The sequence below is a fragment of the Mycobacterium sp. MOTT36Y genome, from assembly GCF_000262165.1.
Lineage (GTDB): Bacteria > Actinomycetota > Actinomycetes > Mycobacteriales > Mycobacteriaceae > Mycobacterium > Mycobacterium intracellulare.
Window position 1 is genome coordinate 3,509,017 of sequence record NC_017904.1, and the last position, 19,091, is coordinate 3,528,107.

General features: G+C 65.6%; 20 protein-coding genes and 1 pseudogene. 4 read left to right on the forward strand and 17 right to left on the reverse strand.

Annotated features, from left to right (window positions below):
* Positions 1-20: 20 nt before the first annotated feature.
* A complete protein-coding gene (locus W7S_RS15550) occupies positions 21-830 on the reverse strand; it encodes an enoyl-CoA hydratase (RefSeq protein ID WP_008257990.1) in 810 nt (269 codons plus the stop codon).
* Positions 831-873: 43 nt separating this feature from the next.
* Positions 874-1,227, reverse strand: a complete 354-nt coding sequence (gene trxA / locus W7S_RS15555) for a thioredoxin (protein WP_014711980.1) — start codon at positions 1,225-1,227, stop codon at positions 874-876.
* 145 nt (positions 1,228-1,372) lie between these two features.
* On the opposite strand from trxA, the gene W7S_RS15560 reads away from it, so the two are divergent.
* The gene (locus tag W7S_RS15560) at positions 1,373-3,202 is read left to right on the forward strand and encodes an acyl-CoA dehydrogenase (RefSeq protein ID WP_014711981.1); all 1,830 of its coding nucleotides are present in this window, start codon (positions 1,373-1,375) and stop codon (positions 3,200-3,202) included.
* 21 nt (positions 3,203-3,223) lie between these two features.
* Here W7S_RS15560 and W7S_RS27590 read toward each other — a convergent pair whose 3' ends face one another.
* Complete coding sequence (locus tag W7S_RS27590; RefSeq protein ID WP_014380448.1) at positions 3,224-3,502, reverse strand: hypothetical protein; 279 nt, start codon at positions 3,500-3,502, stop codon at positions 3,224-3,226.
* On the opposite strand from W7S_RS27590, the gene W7S_RS15570 reads away from it, so the two are divergent.
* Positions 3,486-4,064: a DUF5666 domain-containing protein gene (locus W7S_RS15570; protein WP_008257998.1), complete on the forward strand. Its 579-nt coding sequence runs from the start codon at positions 3,486-3,488 to the stop codon at positions 4,062-4,064. The genes W7S_RS27590 and W7S_RS15570 overlap by 17 nt on opposite strands.
* 125 nt (positions 4,065-4,189) lie before the next feature.
* Positions 4,190-4,927: a DUF5666 domain-containing protein gene (locus W7S_RS15575; RefSeq protein WP_014380449.1), complete on the forward strand. Its 738-nt coding sequence runs from the start codon at positions 4,190-4,192 to the stop codon at positions 4,925-4,927.
* 42 nt (positions 4,928-4,969) lie between these two features.
* On the opposite strand, the gene W7S_RS15580 is transcribed toward W7S_RS15575, so the two are convergent.
* The 7 genes from W7S_RS15580 to W7S_RS15610 all read right to left on the reverse strand — a co-directional run bounded on the left by W7S_RS15580 (position 4,970) and on the right by W7S_RS15610 (position 10,455).
* The gene (locus W7S_RS15580) at positions 4,970-5,380 is read right to left on the reverse strand and encodes a cupin domain-containing protein (RefSeq protein ID WP_008258000.1); all 411 of its coding nucleotides are present in this window, start codon (positions 5,378-5,380) and stop codon (positions 4,970-4,972) included.
* 19 nt (positions 5,381-5,399) lie between these two features.
* The gene (locus W7S_RS15585) at positions 5,400-6,152 is read right to left on the reverse strand and encodes an SDR family oxidoreductase (protein ID WP_008258001.1); all 753 of its coding nucleotides are present in this window, start codon (positions 6,150-6,152) and stop codon (positions 5,400-5,402) included.
* A gap of 36 nt (positions 6,153-6,188) precedes the next feature.
* The gene (locus W7S_RS15590) at positions 6,189-6,617 is read right to left on the reverse strand and encodes a Rid family hydrolase (RefSeq protein WP_008258002.1); all 429 of its coding nucleotides are present in this window, start codon (positions 6,615-6,617) and stop codon (positions 6,189-6,191) included.
* 16 nt (positions 6,618-6,633) lie between these two features.
* A complete protein-coding gene (locus W7S_RS15595) occupies positions 6,634-7,164 on the reverse strand; it encodes a cupin domain-containing protein (protein ID WP_238535813.1) in 531 nt (176 codons plus the stop codon).
* A 465-nt stretch (positions 7,165-7,629) separates the two neighbouring features.
* Positions 7,630-8,016: a GNAT family N-acetyltransferase gene (locus W7S_RS15600; RefSeq protein WP_014711983.1), complete on the reverse strand. Its 387-nt coding sequence runs from the start codon at positions 8,014-8,016 to the stop codon at positions 7,630-7,632.
* A gap of 159 nt (positions 8,017-8,175) precedes the next feature.
* Complete coding sequence (locus tag W7S_RS15605) at positions 8,176-9,414, reverse strand: thiolase family protein (RefSeq protein ID WP_014711984.1); 1,239 nt, start codon at positions 9,412-9,414, stop codon at positions 8,176-8,178.
* Between the two features lie 270 nt (positions 9,415-9,684).
* Positions 9,685-10,455, reverse strand: coding sequence for an SDR family NAD(P)-dependent oxidoreductase (locus W7S_RS15610; protein ID WP_014711985.1), 771 nt, complete (start codon positions 10,453-10,455; stop codon positions 9,685-9,687).
* Positions 10,456-10,758: 303 nt separating this feature from the next.
* On the opposite strand from W7S_RS15610, the gene W7S_RS15615 reads away from it, so the two are divergent.
* The gene (locus W7S_RS15615; protein WP_009955746.1) at positions 10,759-10,977 is read left to right on the forward strand and encodes a hypothetical protein; all 219 of its coding nucleotides are present in this window, start codon (positions 10,759-10,761) and stop codon (positions 10,975-10,977) included.
* Positions 10,978-10,997: 20 nt separating this feature from the next.
* Here W7S_RS15615 and W7S_RS15620 read toward each other — a convergent pair whose 3' ends face one another.
* From W7S_RS15620 to W7S_RS15650, 7 genes and pseudogenes are all read right to left on the reverse strand, one after another.
* Complete coding sequence (locus W7S_RS15620; RefSeq protein WP_014385207.1) at positions 10,998-13,943, reverse strand: RND family transporter; 2,946 nt, start codon at positions 13,941-13,943, stop codon at positions 10,998-11,000.
* Positions 13,940-14,365 carry an MmpS family transport accessory protein gene (locus tag W7S_RS15625; protein ID WP_008258012.1) on the reverse strand — a complete coding sequence of 142 codons (426 nt, stop codon included), beginning with the start codon at positions 14,363-14,365 and terminating at the stop codon, positions 13,940-13,942. The genes W7S_RS15620 and W7S_RS15625 overlap by 4 nt, the downstream gene beginning before the upstream one ends.
* 128 nt (positions 14,366-14,493) lie before the next feature.
* A complete protein-coding gene (locus W7S_RS15630) occupies positions 14,494-15,522 on the reverse strand; it encodes a methyltransferase (RefSeq protein WP_041297908.1) in 1,029 nt (342 codons plus the stop codon).
* Positions 15,519-17,060: pseudogene (locus W7S_RS27885) on the reverse strand (MFS transporter). Before W7S_RS27885 ends, W7S_RS15630 begins: the two are co-directional and overlap by 4 nt.
* The gene (locus W7S_RS15640) at positions 17,032-17,697 is read right to left on the reverse strand and encodes a nitroreductase family protein (RefSeq protein ID WP_008258018.1); all 666 of its coding nucleotides are present in this window, start codon (positions 17,695-17,697) and stop codon (positions 17,032-17,034) included. Before W7S_RS15640 ends, W7S_RS27885 begins: the two are co-directional and overlap by 29 nt.
* Positions 17,694-18,083 carry a Rid family hydrolase gene (locus tag W7S_RS15645; RefSeq protein ID WP_008258020.1) on the reverse strand — a complete coding sequence of 130 codons (390 nt, stop codon included), beginning with the start codon at positions 18,081-18,083 and terminating at the stop codon, positions 17,694-17,696. The genes W7S_RS15640 and W7S_RS15645 overlap by 4 nt, the downstream gene beginning before the upstream one ends.
* A complete protein-coding gene (locus tag W7S_RS15650) occupies positions 18,080-19,054 on the reverse strand; it encodes an NADP-dependent oxidoreductase (RefSeq protein ID WP_232518829.1) in 975 nt (324 codons plus the stop codon). The genes W7S_RS15645 and W7S_RS15650 overlap by 4 nt, the downstream gene beginning before the upstream one ends.
* Between the last annotated feature and the right edge of the window lie 37 nt (positions 19,055-19,091).

The window sequence follows — 19,091 nt, forward strand, 5'->3', positions numbered from 1 at the left end:
CTCCCGAGTTGAAAAGACGCCTATTTGTCGTCGGTGAATACCGCTGGTCGTCGTTCTGCGCGTGCGGCAACCGCTTCTTCGAAGTTGGCGGTGAGCAGGCGGACGAAAAGCTGTCCCAAGCCTTCGGCTTGCATGTGCCCTTCCAGGCTACCGGCGTCCAGTCCACTCCACAGCGTGCGCTTGGTCAACTCGACGCCCGGCCGCGAGAACGCCGCGATCCGCGCGGCGATGGCGTAGCAGGTGTCCAGCAACTGCTTGTCGGGCACCTGGCAGGACACCAGCCCGATGCGCTCGGCCTCCTCGGCGGTGATGTCGCGCCCGGTCAGCATGATCTCGAACGCCCGCGACGACCCGATGGCCCGCGGCAGCAGGTAGGACAACCCCAGTTCGCTGGCCGTCAGCCCGTTGTTGATGCCGGCGGCGCGGAAGTACGCGGTGGTGGAGGCCACGCGGATGTCGGCGGCCAGCGCCAGGCACAGGCCGCCGCCGATGGCGGGGCCGTTGACCGCGGCGATCACCGGCTGGTGCAACCGCCGCAAACCCAGGATGACCTCGTCGAGAATCTCCATGGAGCGCAGCGCATAGGTGGGGCGGGTCAGCCCCTCGACGTGGGGCACCGAACCAGCGGACTTGTGATCAGCCCCCGAGGAAAAGCCCCGGCCGGCCCCGGTGAGGACGACGACGCGCACCGCGTTGTCGTACCTGACCTTTTCCAGGGCCTCCTTGAGCGGGACCATGACGTCGAACGCCATGGAGTTCATCCGCTCGGGCCGGTTGAGGGTTATCAGCGCGACGCCGGGCCGCGGGTGGTCTACCAGTACCAAACTCACCCATGCAACCTAGCGCGTGGCCGACGCCGGCGCGGTGTCGCGCTTACTCGGCCGGGCCGGCTTCGGCGGCGTCGATGTCGAACGCCCGGACCTGCTGAACCAGGTCCTCCAGGGCGGCGGGAGGCAGCGCACCCGGCTGGTTGAACAGCAGTTTGCCCTTCTTGAAGGCCATCAGCGTGGGGATGGACCGGATCTGGGCGGCCGCGGCCAGCTGCTGTTCGGCCTCGGTGTCGACCTTGGCGTGCACAATGTCGGGATGTTTCTCCGAGGAGGCCTGGAACGTGGGGCCGAACTGGCGGCATGGACCACACCAGGACGCCCAGAAGTCGACGAGCACAATCTCGTTGCCCTCGATGGTTTCGTTGAACTTCTCAGCGGTGAGATCGAGTGTTGTCACATTTGCCATAACGCCCGGCGCCGACACGGTGTTCCCGCCCCGCCGGCGCCGCGCCCGGCGCTGGTTACGGTTGCGTACGTTTTCCCGCGTCCGACAGACTGGGCCTGACCATCCGCCGCCCCAATGAACCAGTGAGGGAATCGCGTTGGGCCACTACATCGCAAACGTCCGTGATCTCGAGTTCAACCTCTTCGAGGTCCTCGACATCGGCGCCGTCCTGGGCACCGGGGGCTACAGCGAACTCGACGAGGAGACGGTCCGCACGATATTGGCCGAGGCCGCCCGCCTCGCCGAGGGCCCGGTCGCCGAATCCTTCGCCTTCGCCGACCGCAACCCACCGGAGTTCGACCCGGCCGAGCACACCATCAGCGTGCCCGACGAGCTGGCCAAGACGGTGCAGGCGATCAAGGAGGCCGGCTGGTGGCGGTTGATGCTGGCCGAGGAGATCGGCGGCATGGCCGCACCCCCGCCGCTGGCGTGGGGGGTCAACGAGATGATCATCTGCGCCAACCCGTCGGCGAACTTCTTCTGCCTCGGCCCGTTGATGGCCCAGGCCCTGTACATCGAGGGCAACGAGCAGCAGCGGCGCTGGGCCGCCGAGGGCGTCGAGCGCGGCTGGGCGGCCACCATGGTGCTCACCGAACCCGACGCGGGTTCTGACGTCGGCGCCGGACGCGCCAAGGCCTTCGAACAGCCCGACGGCACCTGGCACATCGAGGGCGTCAAGCGGTTCATCTCCGGCGGCGACGTGGGCGACACCGCCGAGAACATCTTCCACCTGGTGCTGGCCCGCCCCGAGGGCGCGGGTCCGGGCACCAAAGGCCTGAGCCTGTTCTATGTGCCCAACTATCTGTTCGACCCGGACACATTCGAACTCGGTTCGCGCAACGGGGTTTTCGTCACCGGCCTGGAACACAAGATGGGCATCAAGTCCTCGCCCACGTGCGAATTGACCTTTGGCGCAACCGATGTGCCCGCCGTCGGCTACTTGGTCGGCGACGTGCACCGGGGCATCGCGCAGATGTTCACCGTGATCGAGCACGCGCGCATGACGATCGGCGTCAAGGCCGCCGGCACGCTGTCCACCGGTTATCTGAACGCGCTGGCTTTCGCCAAGGAGCGGGTGCAGGGTGCGGACCTGACGCAGATGTCCGACAAGACCGCGCCGCGGGTCACGATCATCCACCACCCCGACGTGCGCCGCAGCCTGATGACCCAGAAGGCCTACGCCGAGGGCCTGCGGGCGCTCTACATGTACGCCGCCGCACACCAGGATGACGCGGTGGCCCAACGTGTTTCGGGCGCCGATCACGACATGGCGCACCGGATCGACGATCTGCTGCTGCCCATCGTCAAGGGCGTGAGCTCGGAGCGGGCGTATGAGGTGCTGACCGAATCGCTGCAGACACTGGGCGGTTCGGGCTTCCTGTCCGACTACCCGCTCGAGCAGTACATCCGCGATTCCAAGATCGACTCGCTCTACGAGGGCACCACCGCCATCCAGGCGCTCGACTTCTTTTTCCGCAAGATCGTGCGCGATCGGGGCCAGGCCCTGCAGTTCCTGACGACTCAGATCACCGCGACCATCGACGACTGCGACGAGGCCCTCAAGCCGGTCGCCCAACTCCTGCAGACCGCGTACGACGACGTCACGGCGATGACCGGCGCACTGACCGGTTATCTGATGTCCGCCGCCCAACAGCCCACCGACATCTACAAGGTGGGGCTGGCCTCGGTGCGGTTTCTGCTCGCCGTGGGCGATCTGCTGATCGGCTGGCGATTGCTGGTGCAGGCCGGCGTCGCCCACCGCGCGCTGACCGACGGCGCGGCGGGCGCTGACGAACCGTTCTATCAGGGCAAGGTCGCGACCGCGACGTTCTTCGCCAAGAACATGTTGCCGAAGCTGACCTCCCTGCGCACGGTCATCGAGGCCATCGACGACGAGATCATGAGGGTGCCCGAAGAGGCCTTCTGACGGTCACAGGTTACGCACAGCTCAAATGGGTAAACCATGACGTTCGCTCTCACCGACGAATGGAGAAACGTTGATGTCTGCCAGCTGTGCCGTGCCCCGGCTCACGCGCTTCGCGGTATTCGCGGTCGCGGGGGCCACCGCCCTGTCCCTGTCCGCCTGCGGCTCGTCGAACAAATCCAGCTCCACCTCCACCTCGACCTCGACGTCGACGTCCACCGTGACCTCGGCGGCCCCCTCGTCCACCCCGAACGCCGAAGCTAAGGTCAGCGGCCTTATCGCGTCGGTGGCCGGCAACTCCATCCAGGTCACCAAGGAAGACAACGCGACCGCCGCGGTGAACTTCACCTCGACCACCAAGATCACCGAGGCCGTTCCGGCCGGCCTGCCCGACGTGACCCAGGGCAGCTGCCTCAGCGTGAAGCCCACCGAGGGATCGGCGCCCGGGCAGCCGGTGACGGCCGCGAAGGTCAAGATCAGCGAGTCCGTCAACGGCACCTGCCCCAAACCGCACGAGTCCACCCCCGGCGGGGCCAGCAGCACACCGCCGTCCGGCTCGCCGTCGCCGGCCCCCGCCAAGCCGGCCTGGGTGCGGGGTTCGGTTGCGTCGGTGTCGGGCAACACCATCAACCTGACCGGCACGGATGCCAGCGGAAACACCACGCAGACGACGGTCACGGTCGACGACAAGACCAAATACACCAAGCAGACCAGCGCGAACACCGAAGCGATCGCGCCGGGCAAGTGCCTGTCCGCGCGCGGAACCACGGACAGCGGCGGCGCGCTGCAGGCGACGAGCATCAAGCTACGACAGGCCGTCGACGGCAAATGCGGCAAGCCCAAGCAGCCCGGCCAGGGTGGATGACCCAGGCTCGAGCCAGCTGAGATTGCCGTCACCGCCGGCGGGCGCGAGCGAAAACCGCGCCCGCCGGGGGTGATTGGCCACGAGGGCGAACATGTGATGGAGAAGAGTCTGTGCGTGCCGCTTCACTGAAACCCCGGCCGACGCACATCGCGATCGCCGCGGTGATCGTTTTCATCGCGTTGTGCGTGGCCATGTGCGACTCCCCGCGCGACACGTCGAGCAGTAACGCGCCGCCCGCCGTCACGGCCGTCCCGCCCAGCGCCGCACCGAGCGCGGTGCCACCGCCGGCGCCGCCCCCGCCGCCGCCGGTCGGCAAGGATTACGTCGAGGGCATGGTCCAGTCGGTGTCGGCTGGCACGATCGCGCTGCGGACGCGAACCGGCTCCGCGAGTGTGGATTACACGCCCGAGACGAGGGTTGTCCAGGTCACCCCGGCCAAGCTGGCCGACGTGACCCCCGGCAGCTGCGTGAACGTCCGCGCCACCCCGCAGAGCGCGCCGACCCCCGGGGCGGTCACCGCGCAAGCGGTGACGGTCACCGCGTCCGCGGACGGCAAGTGCCCGCCGCCGGCCGGGTTCTACGGGACGGTTGCGTCGGTGTCGGGCAACACCATCACCGTCACCGGGCTGGGCCCCGGCGGCCCGGGCGCGCCCACCACCGTGACCGTCACCGAATCGACCTCATATCAACGGCAGACACCGTCGGACGCCCAGGCGATCACCAACGGTAAATGCCTGGGCGCTAACGGAACTCAAGACGGCGGTGTGCTGCACGCGGCGATGATCAGCTTGGAGACGTGCCCGCCCATGGGCCACCCGCACCACCACCACCTGCATCTGCCCCACCTGCCGTTCCACCTTTAGCCTGCGGCGGCGCGAAGCCGGGCGCAGCGGGCCGCCGGCCGTTCAGCCGTTGACCCGCAAACCCTTTCGCGCCTCGAGCTCCTCTTGGGTAACCCATTCGCGCAACGGTCGCCCCGGCACACACAGCAACGTGAGGACGAAGCTACAAGGAATGTCAGCGCGGTTGTTCGCGTCCCGGTAGTGGATCACGTCGCCGCCGGCCCCCCAGAACGCGTCTCCCGCGCGGAGGACGCGGGGCGCTTCACCTTCGATCTCGAACAGCATCTCCCCGTCGATCATGTACCCGAATCCCGGTCCGCCGGGAAGCCGATGCGGCGGGTTTCCGGGGGCGCCGGGTGGATGGTTGATGAGGACGGTCAGTACGTGGGCGTCGGCCGGAATCGACGGCGACCGCACTTCCTGCAGCACGGTGAACGTTGATTTCGGTTCGGAGTCGTTCGCATCCAACAACATTCGCTGCCTCAGCCTGAGGTTACGACGCGCGGTGCGCATCGATCCAGTCGGAGTATCGAGTGGTGAAGATCGTGGCGTTGTCGTCGGGTGCGAGGGTGTGATCGTCGATCACCGCGCCGAAGTACGGGGCCTGGGCGTCGGTCACGACCCGTCGATGATCACCGCCGGCGGCGAGGCCCGTGCGGACAAAGTCGTCCATTCCCATCGCTTCGGGTCCGGCGATCTCCGTCACGCCGTTGCTCGGGGGCTCGACCGCCGCGCGGGCCACGGCGGTGGCGACGTCGTCGGCGGCGATGGGACGGAACAGTGCGGGTGGCAACCTGACAATGTCCCCGTCCGTGGCGGAATCGGCCAAGCCGACCGCGAATTCGTAGAACGGAGTTGCTCGCACGATCGAATAAGGCACGCCCGAATCCTTGATCAGCTTCTCCTGAGCGGCTTTCGCGGTGTTGTAGCCGCTGTCCGGCATGCTCTGCGCGCCCACCACGGACAACGCGACGTGGTGTTTGACCCCCGCTTCCCGTTCGGCAGCGAGAAGATTCGCGGTCGCGGTGGTGAAGAAGTGCATCACGGGTTCATCGTCGAACACCGGCGAATCGGCGACGTCGACCAGGACGTCCGCACCGGCGACGGCGTCGGCCAGGCCTTCACCGGTGAGTGAATCGACACCGGATCGGCGGGAGGCGACGAGCACGTCGTGTCCTTGCGCGCTGAGCTGGCTCACCACCTTCGAGCCGATAAGCCCGCGACCGCCGATGACCACGATCTTCATGATGGACCTTTCCGAGTTGTTCTTGACCGAACCGGTCTACTTGCTGCCAAATCCGGCGATGGCGACGACCTCGATTTCGACGCGCTGGCCGGCCAGTGCGAGCGCCTCGACGCCCAGTGCGGTCCACAGCGGCTGCCGTTCACCGAGCCGCTTGCGGAACTGGTCCACCATCAACGACATGTGTTGACTGCCAATGGAATCGTCGGCGGTGGGGACATGGTAGGAGTGTACGTTCACCACGTCGCCCCAGGTGGCGCCCGCCTCGGCGAGGGTTTTCTCGATGTTGTCACACGCCTTGTCGATCTCGTCCTCTAAGGATGTGACCGACAAGGTGAAATTCGCGTCCCAGCCGCCCTGCCCGGAGATCTCGATGCGATCGCCGATGCGCAGAGCTTGGCGGTAGTGGTTGCGGGTGCGGGCAATCTCGCCGTACCCGGGCGTATCGAAGAATTCGGGCTTGGACATGCGGGGGTTCCTTTCATCAAATGGGCTCACCGGGGAATCTCACGCCGAAGCGTTTGCAGAGTTCGGGCACGCTGTCGACGTCCATCTCCAGCTCGTAGCGTGCACAGAGTTCGTCTAGGCTCTCCGTCGATATCTTGTCCACACCGCCAAGGTCGGTGAGCCCGTCGAAGAACTGCTCAAATCCTGCGGGGGAAATGATCTCGAGGATGCGGGCGGGTTCGTCACCCGCATTCCAGAACGTATGCCATTGGCCCCGCGGCTTGAAGATGAAGTCGGCGGGCCCGCCATAGAGCACTTCATCGCCGAGCAAAGCTCCTACACGTCCCTCGATGATCCAGCTGTACTCATCTTCGTTGTGGTGGCGATGAAGCGGTGCGGCCAGCGCTCGTGGCGACATCGGATGCTCGAGGACCGAGAAGCGCCCCTCCGCATCAAGCTTGTCGAGGATGTGGCGGACACCGATAGTGCCTTGGAACACCGACTTGCCTTCGGTGCGCCCGACAGACCTAGCGGGTGGCCCGCCCGGCCTCAAGATGTCAGTTGCCACGTCAATTCCACCTTCCCAACTCTTCTGTCGTCACCGAAACAACCATCTGGCCTCACACTGCATGATCGAGGTCTCCTTTAGGTTTTCCGTGACGGTTCATCGCCGTCCCCGGTATCGACGGCTCTTGAACAGCTCAGCTCGGCCGCCGCACAACGGGGGGCAATCCTGCGCGGTCCTGCTCTTAGTGAACCTGCAACCACGCCGGGTGAGCTGTCATCACCCCAACCACCAATTCACCCGGGTGAGTGGTGCGCCGCAGTGAACCCGAGCGTGGACGGATGAGCCTGCGCTCGCGGAAGCCCGCTGTTCGCGGGATAGATCGAACGCGTCCGCATTATGAGTGGACTTGCCTCCCATCAGGGAATCGCATCTTCCGAAACTGAACGCACACAGCAGAATACGCTCACCAGAGCGGCGACTACGTCGTCGCTGACGGGCGGCCGGCCACGGAACAAGCGCGGGCGATTAGGGGCTGTCGCGAGCCGGCCGCGACACCGGGCGGAGCAATCCTTGATACTGGTCGGCGACCAGGTCCCGATATTCGGGGTGGCGCAGGATGTAGTCGGCCGTGACCTTGCACCGTGGGATGACGGTATGTCCGGCCCTCCGGATCAGAGTGAGCACACCACTGATCATCGCCGAGGAGACCCCCCGATCACGCCATTGCGCATCGACCTCGGTGGCCATCAAAACGATGTGCGCGCGGTAGCGGCGGTACGGCTGCCGACCGATCACCTGGCCGTCGACGGCGGCCTCGAACCGACTGTCTTGGGCGTTGTCGGTGATGATCGTCTGTAATCCATGGTGGGCACTGCGTTCGATACTGCCCATCGATGTTGCCGATTCGCTCACGATCCACTATCCCTTCCGCATCGTCACGGGTGGCAGCTGAGGTCATGGGCGATGACCTCATGCTCGGTGAGAGTCGCCGGGGTGTCATCATCCGAATTCCGATCGTCCGGGTGATTCGCCTCGATGAAGCCGGACTGCGCTGCGCCAGGGGGCCGAAAGCTACACGGCATCAGGGTTTTCCACCACTACCGCCACCCCTTGGCCCGAGCCGATGCACACCCCGATCACGCCATAGCGTGCGCCACGTTCCCGTAGCTCAATGGACAATGTCAACAAATACCGCGCTCCGGTCGCGCCAAACGGATGCCCGATCGCGACCGCGCCACCGTTGGGCGTGAGCTTGTCATCGGGCACGACAAAGCCGTCGAGTTGGTTGGGCAACTCCCGCAGCACCCCCAAGGCTTGCGCGCTGAACGCCTCGTGGATCTCCCAGACATCGATCTGTTGCGGGGTCAGGCCGGCACGCCGGATCGCCGCCGGCATCGCCCACGCTGGAGCTATCCCCATGATCAGCGGATCGATCCCATGGACGGCGCTCGACACCATCTTGGCCAACGGCTGCAGGCCCAAGTCGGCCGCGCGCTCCTTCGAACCGATGAGTACCGCGCTCGCGCCGTCGCTCAGGGGCGAGGAGTTCGCCGCCGTCATCTGCGTGGTGCCCGGCTGGGCCGGAAGTGCCGCCAGCGCCTCCGCCGTGGTGTCATCACGGATGAACTCGTCATGCTCAACCACGCGCGCCGCCGTCTTCTTGGTAGCCGGGATCGACACTGCCATGATCTCTTTGGCCAGCCTCCCCCGATCGCGAGCGGCTTTGGCGTGGCGCTGCGAGCGCAGCGCAAACGCGTCAATCTCCCGACGGCTCAGCGAATAGCGATCCGCGACATTCTGCGCCGTCTCGATCATGCTGAGGTAGGCGTTGCGCGCCAGCAACACTGGATTCGGCGGACCGCCCGCACCACTCCACATCGTGTCGAGCATCAACACCGGACCGCGGGGGTTGAAGGCCGCGTCCCCCTTCATCAGCGCCCAACCCGAGCGCGACATCGATTCGACCCCGCACGCGATGCCCAGGCCCAGATCGCCGGCCTTGATGGCATGGCTGATACTCACCGCCGCACTCAACGACGAGCCGCAGAACCGATTCACCGTCAAGCCCGCGACGCTGTCGGGAAACCCAGCGGCAAGTGCGGCCCATCGTGCGATATCACCCATCCCCTCATGGGCGGGGTTCACGCATCCGGCGTGGACATCTTCGACGGCATCCAGGGGAACGCCCGCCCGTTCGCATGCGCCCTTGAGCGTCATGCCCAACAGGTCGTCGGCACGGATCGCCGATAGCGCACCCCCGTAGCGGGCAAACGGCGTGCGCACTCCGCCGAGGACATAGGCGTCGCTCATCGGGGTCCCTCCTCGTCGCGGCCAAGCCCACACGACGTGGAGCGCCGCGACATGCGGTCCACCCGTTCCGTCAGTACGATCCGGTCACGACGATCACGCGGTAACAAGCACGGCCCCAACGATATTGGCGCTCGCCCAAGATCAAGCAACGTCGGCATTCGTGATTACCCTTCCCCGGTTGCGCTCATCGACTGAGTCGGGCGAAAGTTCGGTCTGCGGCCCGAAGCGATAGACCAACACCGGATGGGCTTCTCGGTAGCGCGTGTTCGATCAGTTGCGGCCGGCCATGACGCCGCCGTCAACGTTGAGGATTGCGCCGGTGACCCAACTGGCCTCGTCCGACAGCAGATACGTCACGGCGTTGGCGACGTCGGCGGCGGTGCCGACCCGTCCCAAGGGATGAAACGGCGCGAACGTCTCTAGCGTGGCGTCGATCTCGTCCTTCGGGACCCATCGCTCGAGGGCAGGGGTCTTCACCGCGGCCGGTGCCACCGCGTTGACGCGGATCTTGTGCCCGGCAAGCTCGATGGCCAAGTTGTGGGTGAGCGCATGCAGCCCGGCCTTTTGCATGGAATGCCCCGCCGATGGGGTCCGGCCGATGGCTTGATGCGCCCACATGCTGCCGATGTTGACGATGGCCCCGCCCTCGCCCCTGGCGACCATCCCCGCAACGACGGTCTGAGTCAGGAAGAACAGTGCGTGGTTGAGCTCCATGTAGGAGTCGTAGAACTGCGCGTCGTAATCGAGAAACGGCCTGGGGATGAAGAATCCGGCCGCGTTGACCAAAAGGGTCGCATCGCTGTGCTGTTCGGCAAGCGCGCGCCGCACATCGGCGATCGCAGCGCGGTCGGTCAGCTCGGCGGCGATGCCCCAGGCGTGGCCACGCCGGCCCGTCAGGTCGGCGACGGTGTCGTCGACACGGGCTTTCGAGCGTCCCACGATCACCGCGCTGCCGCCATGGTCGACGACATCGAGAGCGACCTGCCGGCCCATGCCCGCACTGCCCCCGACAACGATGACCTTCTTGCCGTCAAAATGCATGCTCGGGTCCCTTCCCGGTCTCCTGACGAGCCCCCAACCGGGGTAGCAATCCCGTCCGATCTGTAGTGAGACTGCGGCCAGGCGGGGTGAGCTGTCATCACCCCGGCACCGTATTCACCCGGGTGAGTGAACCGACTTTGCAGTGAGAATCGACGACGACGGCTCGGTTTTCAGAAGATAGTTAATTTGCAAGCGCAACGAAATTATTTTGAAATGGCCGCCACCTGTTTTCGAAACGGAAATTGTCCGCTAGCGATAAGAAACCAGCACCGATTCAGGGCAGCCGCGCGTATTCTGACCAGTATGGTCAAGACCAAGACCTGCGTGCATTGCGGCCACACGTTCGACCCGGATGCCCGGCGGCGTGACCTATCCGATCCGGAGTGGCTCCCGGCCGCATCGGTCTATTGTTCGCACGAGTGCAGTGACCGCTACCATTGCGAGATCGTGCATTGCTGCTCGACCCACGTCAAAGAGAAGGCTCAGCGCGAAGCCGCCATGGCGGCGCATCGCGAAACGTAGACCGATTGTCCCGCCGGCTGCTATGTCTGCGCATCCGACGGCACCCCGCGTTGCGGGTGGTACAGCAGTGCACGAACAAGCGGGCGGGGTCCGACCGACCGGAGCATCTGACTGGCCGGGCGGACCCGTACCCGCTTCGGCCACCAGAACCAGCGTCCCATCACCGTCATGATCGACGGCGTGATGAGCGATCGGACGACGAACGTGTCGAACAACAGGCCGATGCCGATCGTCGTGCCGAATTGGCCGATCGCCCGGAGATCGCTGGTGATCATCGTGCCCATGGTGACGGCGAACACCACGCCGGCGGCCGTCACCACCGGCCCGGTCACACCCATGCCGCGGATGAGTCCCGTTTTCAGCCCCGCTCCGATCTCCTCCTCGATGCGGGACACCAGCATCAGGTTGTAGTCGGACCCCACCGCCAGGAGCACGATCAACGCGAATTCGGTTGCCACCCAGTGCAACTGGAAATCACCAAGGTGCTGCCAGATCAGTGTCGAGAACCCGAAGGCGGCCCCTAGCGACATCACGATGGTGCCGACGATGACGCCCGCCGCGACCAGCGCGCGGGTCACGATCACCATGATGATGAAGATGAGCACGATCGAGGCCACCCCGGCGATCATCAGGTCGTACTTGGCGCCGTTGGCGATGTCGTAAAACGTTGCGGCCGTGCCGCCGAGGTAGATGTCCGCGTTCTCCAGCGAGGTGAGTTTCAGCGCCTCCTTGGCCGCTTGGCGCTCCTGATCGACGGACGCGATTCCCTTCGACGTCGCCGGATCCACGGAGTGAGTGATGATGAAGCGCGCGGCCTTGCCGTCCGGCGACACCATCAGGCTCAACCCCAGCTGGAAGTCCGAGTTCTGGAAGATCTCGGGTGGCAGGTAGAACAGGCTCTCCACCTGGGCGTCGTTGAAGGACTTGCCCATCACGGCGTTCGTGTCGGTCAACCGGTCGAACTGATCGATCAGGCTGTCGAACGAGCTGTAGATGGTCAGCGTCGTATCCCGGATCGACTTCGAGACGGCGATGTTCTCGGGGATGATCGCCAGCAGTTCGCGCGTGGCCTTGGCCGTGTTGGTGAGGTCGCTCGTGAGGGCGTGGAACTTTTCGGCCAGCAGATCGAACCCGTCCAGCGCGTCGAACAGGCTCCGTAGCGACCAGCAGATCGGGATGTCGTAGCAGTGCTTCTCCCAGTAGAAGTAGCTGCGAATCGGTCTCCAGAAGTCGTCGAAATCCGCGATGTGATCCCGGATTTCGTCCGTGATGGCCGCCGTCTCCCCCGTGGTTTTCGAGCTGTCGTCGGCGGCGTTCGCGAGCTTCTGTGTGACCGCGTACTGACGCTCCAACAGCGCGATCTGGGTGTCGAGGAAACCGGTGATCTTCTTGATGTCGGCGACGCGATCCTTCAGGTAGTTCAGGTTGCTGCGGATCGGCGCGCTTTGCACACTGAGCTGGAACGGAATCGATCCGTCTTGAATCGGCGGGCCCAGAGGCCTGGTGATGCTCTGCACACGTTCGATGCCCGGCACCCGGAAAATGGCACCGGCGATCTTGTCCAGGACCAGCATGTCCCTCGGATTGCGCAGATCGTGGTCCGATTCGATCATCAGCAGGTCCGGGTTCAACCGGGCCTGGGTGAAGTGTTGATCGGCCGCGGTGTACGCCTGCACCGACGAAGCGCTCGGCGGCAGGTAGTACAGGTCGTTGTAACGAGGAGTGAAGCCCATCAAGCCAATTGCGCCGACGATCGCCAGGATGACCGACGTAGCGAGGATGGGCGCCGGCCACCGCACGATGGCCGTCGCCAAGCGGCGCCACCGCGTGTAGTTGAACTCGCGCTTCGGGTCGAAAAGACCGAAGCCGCTTGCGAAGGCGATCAGCGCGGGCGTCAGCGTGACGCCCGCGGCCACCACCACCAGCAGACCGACCGCACACGGAAACGCCAGCGAACTGAAGTACGGCAGCCGGGTGAATTTCAGACAGGCCAGCGCCCCGACAATCGTCAAACCCGAGCCCAGCACCACCTTGGTGACACCGGCGAACGTGTCGTAATAGGCGGCTTCGCGATCCAGCCCCCGTTCGCGGCCCTCCTGGTAGCGGCCGACCATGAATATGGCGTAGTCGGTGCCGGCGGCGATGGCCAGTGCCGTCAACAAGTTGACGGCGAAGGTCGACAGCCCCATGATGCCGGTTTCGCCCAGCAGCGCAACGACGCCGCGACCGGTGGCCAGTCCGACGAACAGGATGACCATCGTCAGCAACACCGTGCCGATGGATCGATAGACGAACATCAGCATGATCGCGATGATGATGATGGTGATGATCGTCATCTTGGCCAGGCTCGCGTCGCCGACGACGATCGTGTCGGCGGTCAGGGCTCCCTGACCGGCGACGTAGGCCTTCACCCCGGCCGGCGGTTTCGAGTCCGCGACGATTTTGCGAACCGCCGCAACCGATTTGTCGCCGACGGCCCCGCCTTGGTCACCCCGCAGGTTGACCTGAACATAGGCCGCCTTGTGGTCGTAGCTCTCGACACCGGAAGACGTGAATCGCTGTCCCCAGAAATTCAGCGCATGCTCGACGTGTTCGTGGTCCTGCTGCAGCTTCTTGACCAGATCGTCGTAAAACCGGTGAGCATCCTCGCCGAGGGGTTTGTCACCGACCAGGGTCACCAGGACAAGGTTGTCGGAGTCGTACTCCTTGAATTTCTCCCCGATGTGCTTCATCCCGGTCACCGAAGGCGCGTCGGACGGCGAGAGCGGCACCGAGACTTCCTCGGCAACCTTTTCCAGCTGTGGGACGAAGACGTTGACGCCGATCGCGATCAGCAGCCAGACCACGATGATCGGCAGCGCCAGGACGCGGATGGTGCGGGCGATCCGCGGTTTCCGCTCAACCTCGGTGCGCTGCACGACGGGGATTTCGGCCGTGTCGTCAGCGTCGCTGCTATCGCTGCTCACGCGGACTTGTCCAAGCAGGAAACCTGCGCGTTCCGGTTGGTGGCCTGTTGTTGATCGACCAACTTGCCGTCGACGGTGATGCGGCAGCCGATGAAGGGACTGTCACCTTGGGCGACGACGTAGGCGAAGATGCCGGGCATCTCGGCGACGATCGTCTTCGACCATGGCAAGGTGGTGAAGTTGGCCTTCTGCGGCAGTGACTCCGCATCCATCCAGTTGACGACGCCGGTCGTCCCGGGCGGTCCCAGGATTTCGTAGATGGCGGTCTTGGCCGCATACGGCGGGGTCGCGTCCCGGGGATCGGGCTTGGGCAGCCCGGGTCCTGGGAAAACGCCGTTGAGTCGGATCACTGCGACGCCACCGATGACCAGCGCCACAGCCACGACCAGCGGAACCCATGCCCGCTTGAGAAGCGTTAACACCGTGCCCCCCGATCAGGAATGCTCGACCGGCTGATATTAAGACATCTCTTCGCGTGCGCCACGGCTAGCCGAACGCAACAGCGGTCGAGTTGATTCCCGCGGTGGGCGCATTCGCTCGGATGCCATGTTCAGATCCCTACGGTTTCGATGACCGCGAACTGCCCAGCCTGGCCGACGGTCGTGCGGCGAAATCCGGCGGAGGCGAAGAGCGCGTCGAACTCGGCGATGTCGCGTTCCTTGCCACCATTCATGACCAACATGTTCATGTCCATCATCGCCGGCAGCCCGGGAAGCCCGAATTCTCCCACAAGATAGTCGATGACGACGAGGCGCCCGTTCTCTTGCAGGGCGGCACGGCAGTTTCTCAAGATCCGTATGCAGTTCTGGTCGTCCCAGTCGTGCAGGATGTATTTGAGCACATAGAGATCCGAGGGCGGTACCGTCTCGAAAAAATCGCCTCCCACCGCGGTAAGACGTTCGTGCAGACCATCTTTGCGCGCCGCCGTCGCGGCGTCGGGCACGATGTGCGGCAAGTCGAAGACGCCACCGCGCAGGTGGGGGTTGGCCCGCATCATCGCCCGAAGGACCTCGCCGTTTGCTCCCCCAACGTCCAGCGCGTATCTGACGCCTCGGGTGTCGACCACCTTTGCGATCTCGATCGCAGCGGCCGCACTGAGATTCGACATGGCTTCGGTGAAATGACTCGCCTCGTCGGGATGCGCGGCCAGATAGTCGAAGATCGTGCCGGGTGCGCCGTGTGCAGCCTTCATCTGGCCGGTGCCGCTGCGAACAGCATCCGGGAAGCGGCCCCAGGTCAGCCAATGACCAGGCGCGGCTTGGGCAAGGACCATGCCACGCAACGAGTTCGGGTCGTCGCGCAGCAGCGTGCTGAGCAAGGGCGTCCCGGTGAGCCGCACACCATCGTCCGACGTGACAAGACCCAGGGAGGCGCAGGCACGGATAAGCCGCCGGGTGGCGGCCGGATCGATGGACTCTTCCGCCGCGATCGCTTCAGCCGTGTCGGTACCCGCGGCGAGATGATCCGCCACGTTGAAAGTCGCTGCAGCACGAACGATCTGCGTGACCCAGAAACCGGTCAGCATGGTCATCATGCGCTCGTAATCTTGCGCCCCGGACGGTGCGGAATGTGCTGTCATGTCTCCTCCATCGCGGCAGACGGACTCGAGGCCACGGCCGGTTGCACGCCGGGCCGGTCACGGCACAACGCCGCGATGTCGCACGGGACGGGTCGGCACCCGCCAGGCGGATTGGTTATCAACAGTGCGGCGCACAACGCGCCTAGGGCGAATAGCGCGGCACTCACCTCCAACACGCGGGCGAATCCGGCGGCGCTCGCCGCGCCGACGGTGATGAGGCCCATGGACCCGATCGACATCAGCGCGGCCAGCCGCGACACCGCGTTGTTGATCGCCGACGCCAGGCCGCTGTGTTCGGTCGGCACCGAGGCCAGCATCACCGACGTCAGCGGTGTGATCGTCGCGACCAGCCCGATGCCCAGCACGGTCATCCCGGGGATAAGGTCGCTGATCGCGTGGAATCCACTGGGTTTCGGACGGATCAGCAGCAGTCCCAATCCCGCCACGGCGGGGCCCCCGATCAGGAACGCGCGTGGTCCCACCCGCGCGGCGATGCGACCGACATGGCGGGCGAACACGAACGACAGCGCCGGGATCGGCAGGGTGGCGAGTCCGGCCGCCGTGGCGGAGTACCGGCCGATTTCCTGGGTGTAGAGGGCGACGGCCAGCGATCCCAGCGTCAATGCGCCGTAGACGAAGGCGGTGACGAGGTTGGCGGCAGCGAAGTTACGAAAGGTGAACAGCGACAACGGAAGCATCGGGCACTTGCTGCGGTGCTGCCACCTCACGAAGCCGGCCAGGGCGGGGACCCCGACCACCAATGGTGCGAGGACAGCCGGGTCGGTCCAGCCATCGCGTTGGGATTCGATCAACGCGTATACGGTCGCGCCCAGCCCCACCGCCGACAGGACCACCCCCGCGGTATCGACACGGGCGCCTTCGACCCGCCCCGATACCGGGCACAGCCAGAACGTCAGGGCATACCCGACCGCCATAGGGATCGCCGACAGCACGAAAATTTAACGCCAGCCCAGAAAGTCGACGCACATTCCGCCCAGCAGGGGGCCCGCAGCGAAGGCGGTTCCCGTCCACCCGGTCCAGACGCCGATCGCCGCGGACCGCTGCGCCTTGTCGAAGACCGTGTTGATCAACGCCAGCGAGCCCGGCACCAGGAACGCGGCACCCAGGCCTTGGACGAGGCGCGCGGCGATCAGCATCGCGGGCGAGGTGGCGGCCGCCGCCAGGACCGAGCCCGCGCCGAAGGTCAACAGCCCGAAGCGCATCACCGGAACGCGCCCGAACAGGTCCGAGACGGAGCCGCCGGGCAAGATCGCGGCCGCCATCGCCAACAGGTAGCCGTCAATGACCCACTGCTGCAACGCCAGACCACCGCCGAGATCGTGTTCGGTGGCCGGCAAGGCCAGGTTGATCACGGTGGAGTCGAGGAACGCGACCATCGACACCATCACCGCGACCACCATCGCGCGACTTGTCGGTGCCGCATCGCGCCACGTCACTGCGGAGTCCGTTCGGCACGTGATCGCGACCGGACGCCAAACCCGTTGGGGCTCACCATCGGTCGAAATGCAGCACGTCATCCAGTGGAACCCGTCGGGCACGGCGGAAGGTAGTGCCGGTGTAGTAGGCGGTGGGGATGGTCGTGGCGTGGTACACGTTGTCGGGCAGGCCGAGGATGGCCCGCATCTCGTCGTCGGCCATGATGGTCACTCCGGTCCACGTGGTTCCCAGGCCCCGAGAGCGCGCCGCGAGCATGTAGCTCCAGGTGGCGGGCATGATCGAACTCCAATACTGGTTGGCGTTTTCGGCCGTCAGCGTGCCGTCACCGTCGATCACCTCTACGCACGGGATCATCAAGACGGGGACTTCGCTGAAATGCTCGGCGAGGTACGCCGCGCTGTCGGACACTTTGCGTTGCTCGCGATTGCGTGCGGGGTCCTCCTTGAACCGATCGGCGACCGCGAACGGCGACGCCGCGATCAGGTTCCAGGTGCGGCGGTACACATCGGCGATCGCACGGCGCTGTTCGGCGTCGGTGACCACGATGAAGCTCCAGTTCTGCACGTTGGCCGATGTCGGTGCCTGCACCGCAATCTCGAGGCATTCCCGGATCAGGCCGAGGGGAACGGGTCTGGTCAGATCGAGTCGTCTGCGCACCGATCGGGTCGTGGTCAGCAGTTCGTCGGTGGACAAGTCGACTTTCGCGTGATCGCTCATGCCGGCAGGATCGCGATGACTTCGACTTCCACGCGGATGTCCGGCCATACCAGCCCGTCGATGATGCTGAACATGCCGCCGGGTCGGTGGCGGATGAACTCTTTACTCACGGCCAGGTAGGCGGCCGCGTTGTCGCGATTGGTGATCCACTGGCGCATGTAGACAATGTCGGTGAGCGTGGCGCCGGCCTTGCCGAGCGCGTTTTCGACATTGGTCCAGCACTGGCGCGCCTCCTCGGTGAAATCCTCGGGCAGCGTGCCGTCTTCGCGCACGCCGGGTGTTCCGGAGACGAAGATCTGTGTGCCGCCGCCGGATACGGCGACGGCGTCGGCGTAGTGCCCGATGTGATCGGCCACTCCGGTGCGGATCGGGGTAATGGTGGTCATCGCGAGACTCCTTGGCGGTGTGTGCTTTTCGGCTGACTTTGTGAGCTGTCTGTCGTGATGGCGACTCCGCTGGCCTCGTGGCCTGCGACGACATGCGCGAGGGCGGCGGCGGCCCGATCAAGGCCGCAGGAGCGTGGGGCCGGCATGCTCAATCGACCGGTAGCGAGTAGCGCGGCGAGGCGGCCGAGTTGAGCCCCGTCGGAACGGACGTACACCGCTGTCACGCTGATTCCGCGGGCCGATGCGGGTGGATCCGGGGTGATGGTGGCCAGTCGGCCGCCGTCGGCAAGCGCGGTCATCGCCGCAGCAGCACCCCCGGGGGCGGCGTTGGCGACGGCGTCGATAGAGCCCCTCGCCAACGCCCTTGCGTGTTGCGGCCACAGCGGATCGCGGTAGTCGATGACTTCGCGGGCGCCATGCCCGCGGACCCGGACGGCGCTGCGCGGGCCGGCGGTGGCGAGCACATCGACACCGCGCAGGGCGGCCAGCTGGACAATGAGGCCGCCGGTGATCCCACCCGCGCCATGAACGAGCAACGTCTCTCCCCCGCGAAGGGCCAACGCCTCGCCGACCACCTGCTCGGCGGTCAACGCCGGCACCGGAAAGATCCCTGCGGTCTCCCACGGAATCTCGGGCGGTTTCTTGGCGAGCGATCCGGTGGATGCGATCAGCAGCGGCGCCCAAGTGCCCTGATCGCGTAGCGGCACAGGGTGACACAGCACCTCATCGCCCACACCGAATCCGCCCGGGCTGTTGCCGACGGCTTTGATGACCCCGGCCGCCTCGACGCCGAGTGCCAGTGGCGGCCCCGCGCCAACGTCCCAACCCCCGTAGCGAATGATGTTGTCCCAGTTGCCGACCCCGGCGCCGAGAACGTCGATGAGGACCTCGTCGGCCGCCAAGGGTCGCGGGTCGTCCACGTCGAACGTCTCCACGTTTCCGCCGAGCGTGCGGATCCCCGCCACAAGCATGGTCACGGCGAGGAGGGCGGCCGGTCGTAGGTCATCG